The sequence below is a fragment of the Muricoccus harenae genome (assembly GCF_009848505.1).
Classification (GTDB): domain Bacteria; phylum Pseudomonadota; class Alphaproteobacteria; order Acetobacterales; family Acetobacteraceae; genus Roseomonas; species Roseomonas harenae.
On the sequence record NZ_WWDL01000045.1, the window covers coordinates 14,227 to 30,963 of the forward strand.

Annotated in this window: 15 protein-coding genes and 2 pseudogenes; 5 read left to right on the top strand and 12 right to left on the bottom strand. The window is 68.1% G+C overall.

Going from position 1 to position 16,737, the window contains the following annotated elements:
- Nucleotides 1–19 precede the first annotated feature (19 nt).
- From mrdA to GSE44_RS22860, 4 genes are all read right to left on the bottom strand, one after another.
- The gene (gene mrdA, locus GSE44_RS22845) at nucleotides 20–1,906 is read right to left on the bottom strand and encodes a penicillin-binding protein 2 (protein ID WP_159351139.1); all 1,887 of its coding nucleotides are present in this window, start codon (nucleotides 1,904–1,906) and stop codon (nucleotides 20–22) included.
- Between the two features lie 10 nt (nucleotides 1,907–1,916).
- Nucleotides 1,917–2,456: a rod shape-determining protein MreD gene (mreD, locus tag GSE44_RS22850; protein WP_159351140.1), complete on the bottom strand. Its 540-nt coding sequence runs from the start codon at nucleotides 2,454–2,456 to the stop codon at nucleotides 1,917–1,919.
- A 7-nt stretch (nucleotides 2,457–2,463) separates the two neighbouring features.
- Nucleotides 2,464–3,333, bottom strand: a complete 870-nt coding sequence (gene mreC, locus GSE44_RS22855; protein ID WP_159351141.1) for a rod shape-determining protein MreC — start codon at nucleotides 3,331–3,333, stop codon at nucleotides 2,464–2,466.
- Between the two features lie 131 nt (nucleotides 3,334–3,464).
- Nucleotides 3,465–4,505, bottom strand: coding sequence for a rod shape-determining protein (locus GSE44_RS22860; RefSeq protein ID WP_159351142.1), 1,041 nt, complete (start codon nucleotides 4,503–4,505; stop codon nucleotides 3,465–3,467).
- A gap of 189 nt (nucleotides 4,506–4,694) precedes the next feature.
- Between GSE44_RS22860 and GSE44_RS22865 the strand changes: the two genes are divergently transcribed.
- A complete protein-coding gene (locus GSE44_RS22865; RefSeq protein WP_159351143.1) occupies nucleotides 4,695–4,937 on the top strand; it encodes a hypothetical protein in 243 nt (80 codons plus the stop codon).
- 108 nt (nucleotides 4,938–5,045) lie between these two features.
- On the opposite strand, the gene GSE44_RS22870 is transcribed toward GSE44_RS22865, so the two are convergent.
- From GSE44_RS22870 to miaA, 5 genes are all read right to left on the bottom strand, one after another.
- The gene (locus GSE44_RS22870; RefSeq protein WP_159351144.1) at nucleotides 5,046–6,632 is read right to left on the bottom strand and encodes a 2-isopropylmalate synthase; all 1,587 of its coding nucleotides are present in this window, start codon (nucleotides 6,630–6,632) and stop codon (nucleotides 5,046–5,048) included.
- Between the two features lie 313 nt (nucleotides 6,633–6,945).
- Nucleotides 6,946–7,962, bottom strand: a complete 1,017-nt coding sequence (gene ilvC, locus GSE44_RS22875; protein ID WP_159351145.1) for a ketol-acid reductoisomerase — start codon at nucleotides 7,960–7,962, stop codon at nucleotides 6,946–6,948.
- Between the two features lie 33 nt (nucleotides 7,963–7,995).
- A complete protein-coding gene (gene ilvN / locus GSE44_RS22880) occupies nucleotides 7,996–8,511 on the bottom strand; it encodes an acetolactate synthase small subunit (protein ID WP_159351146.1) in 516 nt (171 codons plus the stop codon).
- Between the two features lie 10 nt (nucleotides 8,512–8,521).
- Nucleotides 8,522–10,315, bottom strand: a complete 1,794-nt coding sequence (locus GSE44_RS22885) for an acetolactate synthase 3 large subunit (RefSeq protein WP_159351147.1) — start codon at nucleotides 10,313–10,315, stop codon at nucleotides 8,522–8,524.
- Between the two features lie 61 nt (nucleotides 10,316–10,376).
- A complete protein-coding gene (miaA, locus tag GSE44_RS22890; RefSeq protein ID WP_159351148.1) occupies nucleotides 10,377–11,354 on the bottom strand; it encodes a tRNA (adenosine(37)-N6)-dimethylallyltransferase MiaA in 978 nt (325 codons plus the stop codon).
- 29 nt (nucleotides 11,355–11,383) lie between these two features.
- On the opposite strand from miaA, the gene serB reads away from it, so the two are divergent.
- Nucleotides 11,384–12,277, top strand: coding sequence for a phosphoserine phosphatase SerB (gene serB / locus GSE44_RS22895; protein WP_159351149.1), 894 nt, complete (start codon nucleotides 11,384–11,386; stop codon nucleotides 12,275–12,277).
- On the opposite strand, the gene GSE44_RS22900 is transcribed toward serB, so the two are convergent.
- Nucleotides 12,247–12,975, bottom strand: coding sequence for an ArsR/SmtB family transcription factor (locus GSE44_RS22900; RefSeq protein ID WP_159351150.1), 729 nt, complete (start codon nucleotides 12,973–12,975; stop codon nucleotides 12,247–12,249). The two genes, serB and GSE44_RS22900, sit on opposite strands and share 31 nt — an antisense overlap.
- A 122-nt stretch (nucleotides 12,976–13,097) precedes the next feature.
- On the opposite strand from GSE44_RS22900, the gene GSE44_RS22905 reads away from it, so the two are divergent.
- Both GSE44_RS22905 and GSE44_RS22910 read left to right on the top strand, forming a co-directional pair.
- On the top strand, nucleotides 13,098–13,247 hold the full coding sequence (locus GSE44_RS22905; RefSeq protein WP_201306207.1) for a hypothetical protein: 150 nt from the start codon (nucleotides 13,098–13,100) through the stop codon (nucleotides 13,245–13,247).
- Nucleotides 13,248–13,475: 228 nt separating this feature from the next.
- A pseudogene (locus GSE44_RS22910) lies at nucleotides 13,476–13,796 on the top strand (transposase); the annotation flags it as partial.
- A gap of 328 nt (nucleotides 13,797–14,124) precedes the next feature.
- Here GSE44_RS22910 and GSE44_RS22915 read toward each other — a convergent pair.
- The gene (locus tag GSE44_RS22915) at nucleotides 14,125–15,018 is read right to left on the bottom strand and encodes a LysR family transcriptional regulator (protein WP_159351151.1); all 894 of its coding nucleotides are present in this window, start codon (nucleotides 15,016–15,018) and stop codon (nucleotides 14,125–14,127) included.
- Nucleotides 15,019–15,115: 97 nt separating this feature from the next.
- Here GSE44_RS22915 and GSE44_RS22920 point away from each other — a divergent pair, with 97 nt between their 5' ends.
- Complete coding sequence (locus GSE44_RS22920) at nucleotides 15,116–15,862, top strand: sulfite exporter TauE/SafE family protein (protein WP_201306208.1); 747 nt, start codon at nucleotides 15,116–15,118, stop codon at nucleotides 15,860–15,862.
- Here the strand turns inward: GSE44_RS22920 and GSE44_RS25930 are convergent.
- Nucleotides 15,848–16,044: pseudogene (locus GSE44_RS25930) on the bottom strand (IS3 family transposase); the annotation flags it as partial. The gene GSE44_RS22920 and the pseudogene GSE44_RS25930 sit on opposite strands and share 15 nt — an antisense overlap.
- Nucleotides 16,045–16,737: the final 693 nt, after the last annotated feature.

Here is a 16,737-nt window from a genome sequence, read left to right on the forward strand (position 1 = left end):
ATGATCAGGGGCCGGGTCTTCATGGGCGGGGACCCACGGGTTGCGCGGCCTCGGCCATCCGGGCCGGAGGCGCGTTCACCGGCTGGCGGAACCGGTTGATGGTGTCGATCATGATGTCGCGCGCGATCGGGGCCGCGGCGCCGGAGCCGCTGGTCCCGTGCTCCACGATCACCATCACGGCGTATTGCGGATTGTCGACCGGGGCGAAGGCGACAAACAGCGCGTGCGGGCGCCATTCGCGCGGCATGGATTCCACCCGGAAGCCGCGCTCGCGCTGCTCGCGGCTGACCCGGCGGACCTGGGTGGTGCCCGTCTTGCCCGCAAGCTGCCCCATGCCGGCGGGAAGCCTCGCTGAACGGGCCGTGCCGCCCTCCTCGTTCACCACCGCCCACATGGCTTCCCGCATCAGGCGCAAGTCACGCTCCGGGATGCCGAGGGTGGGCCAGTCATCCGGCTTCACGCCACGCACCAGCTTGCCGCCGATGGCGCGGGTGAGATGCGGCTGCACCGCCCGGCCGGTCGCAAGCCGCGCCGTCATGGTCGCCAGCGACAGCGGGGTAAGCTGGTAGAAGCCCTGGCCGATGCCGTGCACCACCGTGTCACCGAGGTTCCAGGGCTTGCCCTGCGCCTGGCGCCACTCCCTCGTAGGCATCAGGCCGCGCCTTGTGCCCGGCAGCTCGATCTCGAGATCCACACCGAGGCCCAGCCGGCGCCCCATGGCGGCGATCCGGTCGATGCCGGTGCGCCTGGCCATTTCGTAGAAGTAGACGTCGCAGGAATACTTGATCCCGCCCCGCATATCGAGATTGCCGTGGCCACCACGGGAATGGCAGTGGAAGCGCGTGTCGCCCAGGTCGTAGTGACCAGGGCAGAAGACGCGCTCGGCCGGCGTGCAGACCTTCGCCTCCAGCGCTGCGAGGGCCACCACCATCTTGAAGGTGGAACCAGGGGCATAGAGGCCGTTGGTCGTCTTGTTGATCAGCGGCGTCTGGCGGTTGCGGGTCCAATCCCGCCATTGCACCGCCGAGACGCCAGCATTGAACAGGTTCGGGTCGAAGGAAGGCTGGGTGGCCATGGCCAGCACCTCGCCCGTCTTCGCATCCAGCACCACGGCACTGGTCCCCTCCTCGCAACGGGCGCGGACGGCGCGCTGCAGCTCGGCATCGATGCTGATCTGCACATCCTGGCCAGGCTGTCCCTCGCGGCGGTCGAGCTCCCGGATCACGCGGCCGACCGCATTCACCTCCAGCCGGATCGAGCCGGCGCGGCCTCGCAGGGCCTTGTCGTGGTGGCGCTCGATGCCAGCGCGGCCGACGCGGATGCCAGGCAGCTCCAGCAGCGGGTCTTCGCCGATGTCGGCCTCAGCGGGCGGGGCCACATAGCCGACGATATGCGCCAGGTGCTCGCGCTCGGGATATTCCCGCGTGGTGCCGACATCGACCGAGATGCCAGGCAGGTCCGGCGCGTTCATCTCGATCCGCGCCATCTCGTCCCAGGTCAGGAACTCCCGTACCGTGACGGGGATGAAGCGGCGGCGGCGGCGGACCTCGCGCTCGATCCGGGCGCGCTCGGCGTCGGTCAGCGGCACGATCCGGTTGAACGTGTCCAGCACGGCGGACACGTCCCGCGCATCCTCGGCCACGATCAGGGCGCGCCAGTTCAGCTGGCTGCCAGCGATCACCTTGCCCTCGCGGTCCAGAACCCGGCCCCGCGGCGGGGCGACCAGCCGGGCGGAGATACGGTTCTCCTCAGCCAGCGTCGCGTAGCGCTCCCCTTCCTCCACCTGCAGCTTGTTCAGCCGCCAGCCCAGGAAGCCGAGCGCACCGAGCTGCACGCCTGCCACCACAAGGGCGCGCCGTGTGAAAACCCCGCGCCGGGCCTCCTCCTCCTTGCGGGCGGCGCTCATGCCACCTCCCTCATGCCAGGGCCTCCGCCCGCTGCATCGCACGATGGACGCAGGCCATCAGCCAAGCGAGCAATGGATAGAGACCGATAGTCAGGCCCAGCTGCGCGATGGCCGGGGTGGTGGACGGCACCTGCCAGGCGAGCAGCGCCTGCAGAACATAGCCGATTCCGACCGCCAGCAGCGCGAAGCCGCAATAGGCCAGCCAGACCAGCAGGAAGGATTGCTTGGCCAGGACACGCCGCAGCCGCAGCGCCGCGGCGTGTGTGAGCAGCAGGGTGAGCACCCCGATCCCGAGGGGCGCGAAGCCGAGCAGGTCCTGCAGCAGGCCCATGCCGAAGGCGACCGGCGCCGGCATGGAGCCTGGGCGGAAGAGGCTCCAGAAGAACACCCCGGCCAGCCCCACCGCCGGCAGAATGGAGGGCAACCCGACCGGTGCCGCGGCCAGGATCATGCCAAGCGCCGTGGTCACGCCAGGCACCGCGGCGCGGGCCAGCGCGTCCAGCCGCGCCAGCAGGCCGGGGGCCGAGGCGGGGCGTCCCTGACGGGCCATGACCGGATCAGCGCCGCGGGCGGATGGTGGGGTCGGGGCGCGCCACGGCTTCGGGCGGGAGGATCCCCGCAAGCCCGAACTCGAAGATCCGCAGCAGGTCCAGCCGGTCGAGCTGGGCGAAAAGCTCCACCTCCGGCCAGCCGGTCTCGCCAATCCGGACGATCCCCACAGGTAGCCCGGCCGGGAAGGTGGCGGATTCGGCCGAAGTCACCACCCGGTCCCCGGCCTGCGGCTGCATGCCGGAGGGCCAGTGCTGCAGCCGCGGGCGGGCGCCATTGGTGCCGACCATCATGGCGCGGGCGCGGGAGCCCTCCAGCACCACCGGGATGCGGCTGTTCATGTCCGTGACCAGCAGGATTCTGGCGGAGCGCCCCCCGACCTCGGTGACGCGCCCGGCGAGGCCACGCTCGTCCAGCGCCACCTGGCCCTTCTGGACCTGCAGATAGGGCCCGGTTGCGATCAGCACGGCACGGGCATAGGTGCCGCCGGCATCGGCCACGACCCGCGCGGTGCGGAATTGCGGCGCCGGGTCCGGCACGAAGGAAAGCTGGCGCCGGAGCAGCGCGTTCTCCGCCTCAAGCGCGAGGGCAGCCGCCTGCCAGCGGTGCAGGCGGTCATTCTCCTCCCGCAGACGGCTGGACTCCTCGCGCAGGTTAAGAAGGACGTGCGCCTCCGAGACAACTTGGCGGACCGCCCCGATCGGCTCGGCCGCCACGGCATAGAGCGGAGCCAGAAGGTCTGCCACCGCCATGCGGCTACGCTCGACCAACACCGTATCCGCCTTGCCCAGAAGCATGGTCCCGAAGGCCGCGGCAATGAGAACCGGCACGGACAGCCGCGCAAGGGCCTGCCGGAGCGGGATGCTGAGACGAATCATGCCGATCTCCCCCTCCCCGCCTGCAGCGCCTCACCCGATTCGGGAAATTCGGCACCCAAGAGACTGACTGTGAACGAGACTCGGGAACGAAGGTCGACCGAACCCGGTCATTCTCTCTATTCCGTGATCCCTTAATACATCGAAGACAGCACGTGGCGAAGACGCTTCATCTCCTCAAGGGCCCTCCCGGTACCCAATGCAACGCAGGAGAGTGCCTCTTCGGCCACACTGACCGGCAGGCCGGTGGCATCGCGCAGGACACCGTCCAGCCCATGGAGCAGCGCACCGCCGCCGGTGAGCACGATTCCTTTGTCCACGATGTCCGCCGCCAGTTCGGGGGGGGTGTTCTCGAGAGCAACCTTCACGGCCTCGACAATCTGGGAGACCGGCTCAGCGAGGCTCTCGGAGATCTGGCGCTGGGAGACATAGACCTCCCGCGGTACGCCGTTCATCAGGTCGCGGCCTTTTACCTCGGCGATCCGGCCCTCCTCGCCGTCCGGCGGGGCGGCGGAGCCAACTTCCATCTTGATCCGCTCGGCGGTGCTCTCGCCGATCAGCAGGTTAAACTGGCGGCGGATGTAGGAGATGATGGCCTCGTCCATCTTGTCCCCGCCCACGCGGACGCTGCGGGCATAGACAATGCCGCCGAGGGAGATCACCGCCACCTCGGTCGTGCCGCCGCCGATATCCACGATCATGGAACCGGAGGGTTCGGTCACAGGCAGGCCGGCGCCAATGGCGGCGGCCATGGGCTCCTCGATCAGCAGCACCTTCCGAGCCCCGGCCGACTCGGCGCTCTCCTGGATGGCCCTCCGCTCGACCGCGGTGGAGCCAGAGGGGACGCAAACGATGATCATCGGGGAGGCGAAGGAGCGGCGGTTATGCACCTTGCGGATGAAGTGCTTGATCATCTCCTCCGCCACCTCGAAGTCGGCGATCACGCCGTCCCGCAGGGGGCGGATGGCGGCGATGTTCCCCGGGGTGCGGCCGAGCATCATCTTGGCCTCCTCCCCCACCGCCAGGACCTGCTTGCGGCCGCGGATATCGGCGATGGCCACGACCGAAGGCTCGTTCAGGACGATGCCGCGGCCCTTCACATAGACCAGGGTGTTCGCGGTGCCGAGATCGATGGCCATGTCGGCGGAGAGGAAGCCGAACAGGCGGGAGAACATGTGGGGATGACCTCGGGATGCGCGTTGGCCGCCCGGCAGGCCGGGCGCGGGATAATGGCGGTGACTAGCCGCAAGGGGCGGGCCACTCAAGCCGGAAACACGGGACGTCCGACAAGATGACGGTTCAGCAACCTGGGGCGCGAGGCGGCGTTCCTGAGACAGCGACCAACATCATAGGATACTGACCCCATGAGGAAGACCACCCTTGCCCTGCTCGCCGTTGCCGGCCTCGGCCTCGGCGCCTGCGGCTACAGCACCGGCGATCGCGCGGTTTCGGGCGGTCTTCTGGGTGCCGGCGCCGGCGCCGGCGTCGCGGCCATCACGGGCGGCAATGCGGGGACGGGCGCCCTGATCGGCGGTGCGGCCGGTGCCGCCGGCGGCGCCCTGACGAGCGGCCGAGACGTCAATCTGGGCCGCCCCGCCTGGCGCTGAGGCAGTGGGCCCGGGAGGGCCACGGTTAAACGAAAGGGCGCCCTGCGATGGGCGCCCTTTTTCATGTTCGGCCGCAGAAGGGTGGCCGGGCCACCCTTCCCCTAAGGCTCAGGCCGCCGGCGCGGGCATCTCCGCTGGCGCCGTACGCTCCCGCTTCACCAGCAACTTGTTCAGCGCATTCACGTAAGCCCGGGCCGAGGCGACGATCGTGTCGGTATCCGCCCCCTGCCCGTCCACCAGCTTGCCCTTCTCCTCGAAGCGCACCGTCACCCGCGCCTGGGCATCGGTGCCGCCGGTGACGGACTGCACGGCATAGAGCTTCAGGGCCACTTCGTGTGGGTAGGCCGTGCGGATAGCATTGAAGGTGGCATCCACGGCGCCATCGCCGACCGCCACGCCCTCCTGCTCCTCGCCATCAATCTCCAGCTTCAGCGTCGCCATTGGGCGGGTGTGCAGCCCGCTGGTGACGGTCAGCGCCGTCAGCTTCACGCGGTCGTTCTGGCGGACGACCTCGTCATCCACCAGCGCCATCACGTCCTCGTCGTAGACGACCTTCTTGCGGTCGGCGAGGTCCTTGAAGCGGCGGAAGGCGTCGTTCAGGGCATTGTCGCCCAGCTCGTAGCCCAGGACCTTCAGCTTGTCGCGGAAGGCCGCGCGGCCCGAATGCTTGCCCAAGACTAGGGAGTTCGTGGTCCAGCCCACCGACTCCGGCGTCATGATCTCATAAGTGGAGGCGTCCTTCAGCACGCCGTCCTGATGGATGCCGGACTCATGGGCGAAGGCGTTGCGGCCGACGATCGCCTTGTTCGGCTGCACGTCAAAGCCAGTGATGGTCGCCAGCAGGCGGGAGGTGCGCAGGATATTCGGCGTGACGATGCCGGTCTTGCGTGCAATCGCATTGCCGCGCGTGCGCAGCGCCATCGCCACTTCTTCCAGGCTGGCATTGCCGGCACGCTCGCCAATGCCGTTGATCGTGCATTCAACCTGCCGGGCGCCGGCCTGGATGGCGGCGATGGTGTTGGCGACAGCCAAGCCCAGGTCGTCATGGTTGTGGGTGGAGAAGATCACCCCATCCGCGCCCGGCACCCGCTCCCGCAACATCGTGAAGATGCGGGTCATATCCTCCGGCAGGGCATAGCCGACCGTGTCCGGCACATTGATGGTGGTGGCCCCCGCCTTGATCGCGGCCTCGACGCAGCGGCACAGGAAGTCGGGATCCGTGCGGCTGCCATCTTCGGCGGACCATTCCACGTCGTCCGTGTGCTGGCGGGCCAGCGTCACGCTGCGGACCACCGCGGCCAGTACATCCTCGTTCGACATGCGCAGCTTCACACGCATGTGCAGCTCGCTGGTGGAGATGAAGGTGTGGATACGGCCGCGGGCTGCGGGCTTGATGGCCTCGGCGGCGCGCAGGACATCGGCATCCCCCGAGCGCGCCAGGCCGCAGACCACCGGTCCGCTCTTGGCGAAGCGCTGGGCAATGGAGCGGACGCTGTCGAAGTCGCCCGGGCTGGCGATGGGGAAGCCGGCCTCAAGCACGTCGGCGCCCAGCTCGGCCAGGCTCTCCGCCATGCGCAGCTTCTCCTCCAAGTTCATGGAGAAGCCGGGGGATTGCTCGCCGTCGCGCAGCGTGGTGTCGAAGATGATGACGCGGTCGTCGGCCATATTGCCGAAGCTGGGGTGATTGCTGGCCATTTGTGCCGTCCTTCAGTGCCGTGTGTCGCGTGGTGACATGCGGGCGCATCGCCCGGGGGATCCCCCTGAGCGATGCCGGCCGGTCAGCCGCGCGTCACGCCCAGGGGCGGCGAAGTCGAAGAAGAAGCGGAAGGAGGGCGAGGGCCGGGCGCGCGGCGGCAACGGCCGAAAGGCCGGTGCGGAAAGGCGCGGAACGGGCGGGGATCGCCTGCATGTGTGGAAGGCTAGGTCAGGGAGCGGAATGAGGCAAGCGCCGATCGCCAACAGGTGAACGCCGCCGGGCAATCTGGCCCGGCGGCGCTCCCTGGAGCGGTCAGTTCTTGGTCTGGTCGACCAGCTGGTTCTTCTTGATCCAGGGCATCATGCCGCGCAGGCGCTCGCCCACCTGCTCGATCGGATGCTCGGCCAGGCGGCGGCGGGTGGCCTTGAAGCTGGCCTGGTTCACCCTGTTCTCCAGCATCCAGTCGCGGGCGAACTTGCCCGACTGGATGTCGTCCAGCACGCGCTTCATCTCGGCCTTGGTCTCGGCGTTCACGATGCGCGGGCCAGTGACGTACTCGCCGTACTCGGCGGTGTTGGAGATCGAGTAGTTCATGTTGGCGATGCCGCCCTCATAGATGAGGTCGACGATCAGCTTCACCTCGTGGAGGCACTCGAAATATGCCATCTCGGGGGCGTAGCCGGCCTCGACCAACGTCTCGAAGCCTGCCTTAATCAGCTCGACCAAGCCACCGCAGAGCACGGCCTGCTCGCCGAACAGGTCAGTCTCGCATTCCTCCTTGAAGGTCGTCTCGATGACGCCCGAGCGACCGCCGCCGATAGCCGAGGCGTAGGAGAGCGCAATCTCGAGCGCATTACCCGACGGGTTCTGGTGCACGGCCACGAGGCAGGGCACGCCGCCACCCTTCTGGTACTCGCCACGCACGGTGTGGCCAGGGCCCTTCGGCGCGATCATGAACACGTCGATGTCGGCGCGCGGGTCGAGCAGGTTGAAGTGCACGTTCAGGCCGTGCGCGAAGGCGAGGGCCGCGCCCTCCTTCATGTTGGCGTGCAGATGCTCACGATACAGGTCGCCCTGACCCTCATCCGGGGTCAGCACCATCACAATGTCGGCCCACTTCGCCGCATCGGCCGGGGACATCACCTTGAAGCCAGCGGCCTCGGCCTTCTTCGCGGAGGCGCCAGGGCGGAGGCCGATCACGACATCCTTCACGCCGGAATCGCGCATGTTCATCGCATGGGCATGGCCCTGGCTGCCGAAGCCGATGACCGCGACCTTGCGGGCCTTGATCAGGTTCACATCCGCGTCGCGGTCATAGTAAACGCGCATCTTCACTTCCCCTCTGGGTGGAACTTGCAGTCTTCAGGCCGCCAGGCTGCGCGGTCCACGCGCGATGGCAACGGCGCCCGTGCGGGACACCTCGGCCAGCCCCAGCGGCCGCATCAGCGCCACGAAGGCGTCGATCTTCTCGGCGGCGCCGGTCATCTCGAAGGTCAGGCTCTCATGGCTCGCATCCACCACGCGGGCACGGAAGGCGTCGCCCAGGCGCAGCGCCTCCATCCGCGTATCGCCACGGCCGACCACCTTGATCAGCGCCAGCTCCCGCGTCAGATGCGGCCCTTCCAGCGACAGGTCGGAGACGGTGTGCACCGGCACCAGCCGGTCGAGTTGCGCCTTGATCTGCTCGATGATCATGTCGGTGCCGGTGGTGACGACGGTGATGCGCGACAGGCGCCGCTCCTCGTCGACCGATGCCACCGTCAGGCTCTCGATGTTGTAGCCGCGGCCGGAGAAAAGGCCGATGACGCGCGCCAGCACGCCGGCCTCGTTCTCCACCAGCACGGCAATCGTTGCGGTGCGCTGAGTCGTGTCGGACATGTCGCGCGCCTCAGACCAGGACCTTGCCCTCGTCCGTGACGCCCGCGACACCCCCCTGCTGGCCCGGGCCCAGGATCATCTCGTTATGGGCAGCGCCGGAGGGAATCATCGGGAACACATTCTCCTTCTGGTCCACGGCGATATCGGCGATCACCGGGCCGGGATGGGCGATCATCTCGCGGATCACCTCGTCGAGATGGCTGGCATCCGTCGCGCGCAGCCCCCGTGCATGGAAGCTCTCGGCCAGCTTGACGAAGTCGGGCAGCGCCGCCGAGTAGCTCTCGGAGTAGCGGGAGCCATGCAGAAGCTCCTGCCACTGGCGCACCATGCCCATATACTCGTTGTTCAGGATGAAGATCTTCACTGGCAGGCGATACTGCGCCAGCGTGCCCATCTCCTGGATGTTCATCAGGATCGAGGCCTCGCCGGCGATGTCGATCACCAGCGCGTCCGGATGCGCGATCTGCACGCCCGCCGCCGCCGGCAGGCCGTAGCCCATCGTGCCCAGCCCGCCCGACGTCATCCAGCGGTTCGGCTTCTCGAAGCCGAAATACTGGGCCGCCCACATCTGGTGCTGGCCCACCTCCGTGGTGATGAAGGTCTCGCGCCCGCTCTCTCGGGTGATCTCGTACAGCCGCTTCACCGCATGCTGCGGCTTGATGATGCTGCCGCTCTGCTCATAGCGCAGGCAGTTCCGCGCGCGCCAGGAATCCACCTCGCGCCACCAGGCGGCCAGCGCCTCGCGGTCCTGCTCCGCGCCATCGGCCTCCCAGGCCTCGATCAGCGCACGCAGCACCTCGCCGGCATCGCCCACGATGGGCACGTCCACCTTGACGTTCTTGTTGATGTTGGACGGGTCGATATCGGCGTGGATCTTCTTCGAACCCGGCGAAAAGGCGTTCAGCCGCCCCGTCACCCGGTCGTCGAAGCGCGCGCCGATGTTGAACATCACGTCGCAGCCATGCATGGCGAGGTTCGCCTCGACCGTGCCGTGCATGCCGAGCATCCCGATGAAGCGCGGATCGCTGGCCGGGAATACGCCGAGGCTCATCAGCGTGTTCGTGCAGGGCATGTTCGCCATGCGCACGAACTTCGTCAGCAGCTCGCTCGCCTCGGGGCCCGCATTGATCACGCCGCCACCGGCATAGACCACCGGGCGCCGCGCCCCCTTCAGCAGGGCCACGGCCTTGCGGATCTGCTCGGCATCGGGGCGCGTCGCCGGGCGGTAGGAGCGGTGCTCCTCCTTCGGTGCTTCCTCGTAGTTGCCCTTGGCCAGCAGGATGTCCTTCGGCAGGTCCACCACCACCGGGCCGGGGCGGCCGGAGCGCGCCACGTAGAAGGCGTCATGCACCGTGCGCGCCAGATCCCCGATCTTCTTGACCAGGTAGTTGTGCTTGGTGGCGGGACGGGTGATCCCCGTCGTATCCGCTTCCTGGAAGGCGTCGTTGCCGATCAGATGCGTCGGCACCTGTCCCGTCAGGCAGACCACCGGGATGGAATCCAGCAACGCATCCACCAGCCCGGTCACCGCATTGGTGGCGCCGGGGCCGGAGGTGACCAGCACGCAGCCCACCTTGCCGGTGGAGCGCGCATAACCCTCGGCGGCATGCACCGCCGCCTGCTCATGCCGCACCAGGATGTGGCGAATGGCGTTCTGCTGGAACAATGCGTCGTAGATCGGAAGGACAGCGCCCCCCGGATAGCCGAAGATAACCTCGACGCCCTGCTCCTTCAGCGCACGGAGGACGATCTCGGCGCCCGTCAGGGTGCTGGAATCGGTCTGGGCCGGAAGGGTGGCGGACATGCGGCTTTTTCCTCGGGGAAAGGTTCGCGGGCCGGTGGTCTAGGCGCCGTGTGCAGGTGCGTCAATGCGCCTTTTTCAGAAATGATAAGATTTCACCAAGGTGACTTTCCGAAAATTGCTCAACACCTCCGATTCGCGCATTGATGCTATGCGTGCTGGTCGGGGCGGCCAGCGGGTGGTGGCGGAGCCAAGTGGCCTGCCGCTTCGTGTACTGCCCGATGGAAAGGCAGGCGCGGCGACCTGCCTCCATCAGTGCCATCTCCCCCCGCAATACGGCGGAGAGTTCTGGCACGCCGTGGGCGCGCATGGCAGGCAGTGCCGGGTCGAGACGCTGATCGAGCAGCGCACGCACCTCCTCCATTGCCCCGGCACGCAGCATGGCCTGCCAGCGGACAGCAATCGCCTCCCGCAGCGAATCCCGGGGCGGATCGATGCGGATCGCGCGGAACTCGTAGGGGGCGGCCCCGGTGGCGGGGGCGTCATCCTGCCAGTCGGCGATGCCCCTCCCCGTCCCGCGCCATACCTCCCAGGCACGGGCCAGGCGCTGACTATCGCTGGGGCGGAGCCGCGCTGCGCTGCGCGGGTCCTCGGCGGCGAGCCGCGCATGCAGTGCGCTGGGCCCCTCCTCCGCCAGCAGTCGTCGCGCCTCCTCCCGCGCCTCGGCCGGAATGGGCGGCAACTCGGACAGGCCTTCGGTCAGAGAGCGGAAATAAAGCCCGGTGCCGCCGCACAGGATCGGCATCCGTCCCGCCGCCACCGCCCGCGCCATAGAATCGAGCGCCGCCTTGCGCCACCAGGCGACCGAGGCTGCGCGCGAGGCGGGATGCACGCCGTAAAGGTCGTGCGGCGCCATCGCCTCCTCCTCCGGCGACGGCCGCGCAGTCAAAACCCGCAGCTCGCGATAGACCTGCATGGAATCAGCATTGATCACCACGCCGCCGAGGTGCCGAGCCAGGGCCAGGGCCAGGGCGGATTTGCCGCTGGCGGTCGGGCCGGCGATCAGCAGGGCGCGCGGCGCCATTTTCGTCGATTGCTCCATGAGGGGGTCCGGGGGCATGAACCCGGCCCATGTCGCATGTCCTTACCCTGATCGCACCCCCAGGCCGGCTTCCGCCCGGCATCCTCGCCCGCGCACGGGAGGCACTGTCGGCGCTCGGCGCCGATCCCGGCAAGCCGGACTGGCTCGCCGAAGCCGAAGCCGTCGACCTGCCCTTCGCCGGACTCAACCCTGAGCAGGCAGTGGCCGCCTTGCACGCCGCACTGCCCGCCGAGCCGGTGGATGCCATCGCCCAGCCCGCCGAGGGCCGCCGCAAGTCCCTCCTGATCGCCGACATGGACAGTACCATCGTCACTTCCGAGACGCTGGACGAGTTGGCCGCCTTTGCCGGGCTGAAGGAACAGGTGGCCGAGATCACCCGCCGCAGCATGAATGGCGAGCTGGACTTCTCCGCCGCCCTGCGGGAGCGGGTCGCCATGCTGGAAGGCCTGTCGCTCGATGCGCTGGAGGCGACCTGGAAGCAGACCGAGCTCATGCCGGGCGCGCGGGCGCTGGTGCGCACCATGTCGGCCAATGGCGCGCATTGCGCCCTGGCATCAGGCGGCTTCACCTTCTTCACCGGGCGCGTTGCGGAGCTGTGCGGCTTCCAGAGCCATCATTCCAACACGCTGCTGGATGACGGTAAGGTGCTGGCCGGGACGGTGGCGGAGCCGATCTTCGACCGGGAGGCCAAGCTGGCCACCCTTACCCGCCTCGCAGCCGAGAGGGGCCTTCCCCTCTCGGCCACCATGGCCGTCGGGGATGGTGCGAACGACCTGGCGATGATCGGCGCCGCGGGCCTCGGCATTGCCTATCGCGCCAAGCCGATCGTGGCGGGCGCCGCCCGCGCGCGGGTGGACCATGCCGATCTGCGGGCGCTGCTTTACGCGCAGGGCTATCGCGCGTCGGAAATCGCCGCCGACTGATCCAGCCCGAAGGCGTCGCGCAGCCCCCGCCAGCCTGTGGGGGTAACCGTCAGCGCACGCGACCCGGCGACGCGCCGCATCCAGCCGAGATCCAGGCAGCGCCGGCACAGCGCCGCCCCCAGCGCGCCGGCCAGATGCGGCCGCCGCTCGCTCCAGTCCAGGCAAGGACGGCAGAAGGAACGGGTCCGGCCCCGACCGGCGCTCGCGGCGGGCAGCGCGATGCCGAGGTGCTCCAGGAACCCCGCGCCCGCTTCCGTCAGCGCCCCGCCATCCGGCGAGAGGTCCAGATGGCCGCGCGAGACCATCGCATCGGTCATCCCGACCGCCAGCCGGCCGGCCAAATGGTCGTAGCAGGTCCGGGCCTCCCGCATCGCGGTGTCGCGCGGGCCGATGCGAGTCAGGCGGGGCTGGGCACGCGACCGCGCGGCGGAGAGCGCCATCAACCCCTCCAGCACCCGCGCCACTTCGGGCGAGGCTAGGCGGTGGTAGCGGTGCCGCCCCTGACGCTCCATTGCCAGAAGCCCGGCCTCAAGCAACCGGCCGAGATGTCCGCTGGCAGTGGTGGGCGCCACGCCGGCGATGCCTGCCAGCTCCCCGGCCGTCAATGCGCGGCCATCCATCAGCGCGGCCAGTATGTTCAGCCGGGTGGGGTCGCCGAGGGCGGCGGCCGTCTCGGCCAGGGCGGCGGTGCTGACCATGGCGCGTCTCCTTCGGCGTCATCCCCTGTTACCGTGAGTGCCAGGCGCCATGCTACGGCCTCCGCCGAAGCATGGCGCGGCGGCCCAGGCCGAGAATGCCTGGGCATCATACGGGCAGTTCCATGGACGCCACGCTCTTCGCCGTCATCGCGGCCACCTTCACCCTCGCCGGCTTCGTGAAAGGCGTAACCGGCCTGGGCCTGCCAGCCATCGCCATCGGGCTGCTCGGTTCCCTGATAGCGCGAGGCGCGGCGTGGCGCCGGTTTCGCTGATGACCATCTCGACGACGCCCGAGCGGCTTGAACCGTCACATATGAAGGTCGCTGAGGGCGACCGAGCAGGACAGGGCCGATGTTGCCGGGCGCCGGCGGCACTGGCGTGTTTGGCAACGCTACATGGACCCGGAGCGCCTCGCCTTTCTGGATGAGACCGGGCGGCCAGGAACCTGATCCGGCGCTCCGGCTGGCGACCCCGGCTGGGGACCAAGGCGCGAGTGCCTGATCGATGCCGCGCCCCACGGTCACTGGCGCACCACGACCGTCGTCGCGGGCCTGCGCGGCACCGGCCTTGCCGCCCCTCTCGTGCTCCACGGTCCCATAACCGACGAGGCCTTTCGCGCCCGTGTCGGGCAGTTCCTCGCGCGGACCCTGGCAAAGGGCGACGTGGTGATTCTGGACAGCCTTCCCGCCCACGAGCTTGCAGGCGTGTGCGAAGCGATCAGGGCTACCGGCGCCAGCCTTCTCCACTCGCCGGATCTGAACCCCGTTGAGCAGCTCTTCGCCAAGCTGAAGGCGCTGCTCCGAAAGGCTACAGCCCGCACCTGATAGGCCCTCTGAGCCACCATTGGCCGCCTGCTCGACACTTTCACCGTAACTGAGCGCAGGAGCTACCTCGCCAACTCCGGCTATGCGTCCGAGTGAGGTGGAAGATGACCTGCGAGGCATTGGCGCCCCGGGGACAGTCCGGCGAGTGCAACATCGTTTCGGGCAGTTGTGCCATTCAAGGGCGTAGCCGAACGCATAAGCGGCGCTCGTGCAGCAGGCGGGCATGTCAGCACCAAAGAACGGATATGGACATATCGATCCGCGCGGCTTGTACATAGATAAACTCGCTGGAAGAGCCCCTTCCCAACGATCAGTCCGCTCTCGATCAGGTCGGCACCGTAAGATGCTCAACCAGCCGCCGTGCATGCGACGACAGAGCGTCAAGCCGCCGCGCGATCACGACCAGTCGACGTTCGGCCCAGGGATCCTCTAGAGGCACAAGGACAAGTGCTCCGTCCCCCCTGCCCCTGCGCGCCGCGGACTCGGGAACTACGGCGACGCCCACATTGAGCGTGACCATCCGGCAGACAGCATCCAGCCCTCGCACTCGCACTCGCACGCGCATCCGCAGCCGGCCGCCCGCCCGCGCCGCGTGCCCCGCCAAATGCTCGCTCAGGGCGCTGTCACCCGATAATCCCACAAAGTCGCTGCTCAGCGCTTCAACGAAGGAGACTTGCCGGCGATCGGCGAGCCTATGTTCCGACGGCACGATGAGCACGAGCCGGTCCTCCCGGGAGGGCATCACCTCCAACCCCGAAAAGTCAGCGTGGCCAGCCGCGATCCCGACCTCCGCCAGGCCTTCTGCAACGGCCCGCGCGACTTCGGGGCTCGGCCGCTCATCCATGTCCACGTTGACGTTCGGATTCGCGACGAGGAAGGCGGCGAGCAGCTCGGGAAGAAATTCCGCCGCAGCCGCAGTGTTGGCAAGCAGTCGGACATGGCCTCTCAGCCCCCGAGCGTACTCGCCGAGTTCGCCGTACATCCGCTCCACCTGGGCCGTCAGCAGCCGTGAGTGGTGCAGCAGCGCCCAGCCTGCCGGTGTCGGCTCAACACCCCGCCGGCCACGCTCCAGGAGGAGCACCCCCGCCTGCTCCTCCATGCCCCGCACCCTTGCGCTGGCCGACGCCAGCGCAAGCCCTGAACGGGCCGCACCGGCTGTGATGCTGCCTGTTTCCGTCACATGCAAAAACAATCGCAGGTCGGTAAGGTCGAAGTTCATCCGGTGCGCCCCAGCCCGTGTGCCTTCGTCTTGGACGAAGGCTCCCTATAACACTTCCGCATTGTGCTGGAGGAGGGGCAGACTGCAGCATCGCGCGATGAACGATCTCTTCCAGTCCGTCCCGTTCATTGCGGGCACCTTCTTCCTCGCTGGTACGGTCAAAGGCCTCATCGGCCTCGGCCTGCCGACCGTCGCCATGGGCCTACTCGGCCTGATGATGCCGTCAGTCGAGGCTGCGGCGCTGCTGCTTGTTCCTTCGCTAGTGACGAATGTTTGGCAGCTCTTCGCCGGTTCCCATCTCGGCGTTCTGTTACGCCGTCTCTGGACCATGATGCTCGGCGTTGCCGCCGGCACCTTCGCCGCGTCGGGGCTGATTGCAGGTACGGCCGCGCACGCCGCGACAGCGGCCCTCGGCGCCACCCTGGCACTTTACGGCATTCTCGGGCTGCTCAAGCCTCGCCTGCAGCTGCCGCAGAAGGCTGAACCCTGGGCCGGGCCACTCGTCGGTACAGCGACGGGGCTGGTAACCGGGGCAACGGGCGTCTTCGTTGTTCCCGCCGTCCCGTACCTTAACTCACTCGGGCTGGGACGGGACCATCTCGTCCAGGCACTCGGCTTGTCCTTCACCTTCTCCACGCTAGCGCTCGCCGCCGGCCTCGCCTGGCACGGCGCTCTGTCCATCGAGGTGGCGGGTGTCTCTTCGCTTGCACTCTTGCCAGCACTCGCGGGCATGATAGTGGGCGGATGGCTGCGCGCGCGGGTGGAACCCGAAACCTTCCGACGATGCTTCTTCGTCGGCCTGCTGGTGCTCGGTTGCGAACTCGCCTGGCGGGGAATGGTGTGAGCGGTAGCGTGGGGACGAGCAATGGAACCCGGTAGCGTGGCAGGCCCGCCGCTCCCCGATGGCGCAGGCGTCCTGCAAGTGGCGCACCACATCCCGGCGCCGGGCGGGCCTCACCATTTTCTACGCAACACGTGCTGCAGTATCGCCTTCCCCAAACTCAGATCGGCAATCAGCCGCTTGAGCCCGGCCTTGCTCGCCCGCTACCTCGCCCGTGTACCGCTTCCGCTTCATGGCACCTCCCCCTCCCCAAGGGTTCAGAATGCCCGAAGACTTTTGCTCCCGCCGGACCAGTCCCACGAGCTGATCCTGTACCATGTGGGCTGGAGACGACCCGGAGATAGGCGCACCCACCCGATCGGGAACGGACATCTGGTTTAGGTTCAGGGTCCGTTAAGGCAGGCGGGAAGGCTGAGATCACCCCATCGTCACCGCGTCGATTTTGTGAAATGACCGCAAGACTCGCGCGGCGGGTCGGCAATGGCGCCGGGTCTGAGGTTGTTTCCCCTGGCGATACTCATGGGTTCAGGCAGCGCTATTCGAAAAGAGCGTTCAGCTTGGGCAACAAACGGCAGGATTGTCAGCTGCCGGAAGGCGCTGTGCTCCCCGTCCATCCGATAGGCGGCGGCGCCAGGATTGGCTACGCAGAACTCAACTGGGAAGACGTCAGCGAGCGAGAACTCAGCGAGGAAGAACTGGATACAGTCTCAGGCGGGTGGAGCCTGCTGCACTAGATCCACCGCTCAACGCTCTAGGGTCTGTGACCGGACTCTGCGATGCGTAGGTTGATCATCGTGGCGGCGAGGTGGGCGAAGCCCATCCAGCTGCGGCGGGTCTTGTCGCGCCGGAGAGCAATGCGAGCCCAATCTTTGAGGCTG

Coding starts and splice junctions, on each gene's coding strand:
- mrdA (WP_159351139.1), bottom strand. CDS start 1,906: ATGAGCGCCGCCCGCAAGGAGGAGGAGGCCCGGCGCGGGGTTTTCACA.
- mreD (WP_159351140.1), bottom strand. CDS start 2,456: ATGGCCCGTCAGGGACGCCCCGCCTCGGCCCCCGGCCTGCTGGCGCGG.
- mreC (WP_159351141.1), bottom strand. CDS start 3,333: ATGATTCGTCTCAGCATCCCGCTCCGGCAGGCCCTTGCGCGGCTGTCC.
- GSE44_RS22860 (WP_159351142.1), bottom strand. CDS start 4,505: ATGTTCTCCCGCCTGTTCGGCTTCCTCTCCGCCGACATGGCCATCGAT.
- GSE44_RS22865 (WP_159351143.1), top strand. CDS start 4,695: ATGAGGAAGACCACCCTTGCCCTGCTCGCCGTTGCCGGCCTCGGCCTC.
- GSE44_RS22870 (WP_159351144.1), bottom strand. CDS start 6,632: ATGGCCAGCAATCACCCCAGCTTCGGCAATATGGCCGACGACCGCGTC.
- ilvC (WP_159351145.1), bottom strand. CDS start 7,962: ATGCGCGTTTACTATGACCGCGACGCGGATGTGAACCTGATCAAGGCC.
- ilvN (WP_159351146.1), bottom strand. CDS start 8,511: ATGTCCGACACGACTCAGCGCACCGCAACGATTGCCGTGCTGGTGGAG.
- GSE44_RS22885 (WP_159351147.1), bottom strand. CDS start 10,315: ATGTCCGCCACCCTTCCGGCCCAGACCGATTCCAGCACCCTGACGGGC.
- miaA (WP_159351148.1), bottom strand. CDS start 11,354: ATGGAGCAATCGACGAAAATGGCGCCGCGCGCCCTGCTGATCGCCGGC.
- serB (WP_159351149.1), top strand. CDS start 11,384: ATGTCGCATGTCCTTACCCTGATCGCACCCCCAGGCCGGCTTCCGCCC.
- GSE44_RS22900 (WP_159351150.1), bottom strand. CDS start 12,975: ATGGTCAGCACCGCCGCCCTGGCCGAGACGGCCGCCGCCCTCGGCGAC.
- GSE44_RS22905 (WP_201306207.1), top strand. CDS start 13,098: ATGGACGCCACGCTCTTCGCCGTCATCGCGGCCACCTTCACCCTCGCC.
- GSE44_RS22915 (WP_159351151.1), bottom strand. CDS start 15,018: ATGAACTTCGACCTTACCGACCTGCGATTGTTTTTGCATGTGACGGAA.
- GSE44_RS22920 (WP_201306208.1), top strand. CDS start 15,116: ATGAACGATCTCTTCCAGTCCGTCCCGTTCATTGCGGGCACCTTCTTC.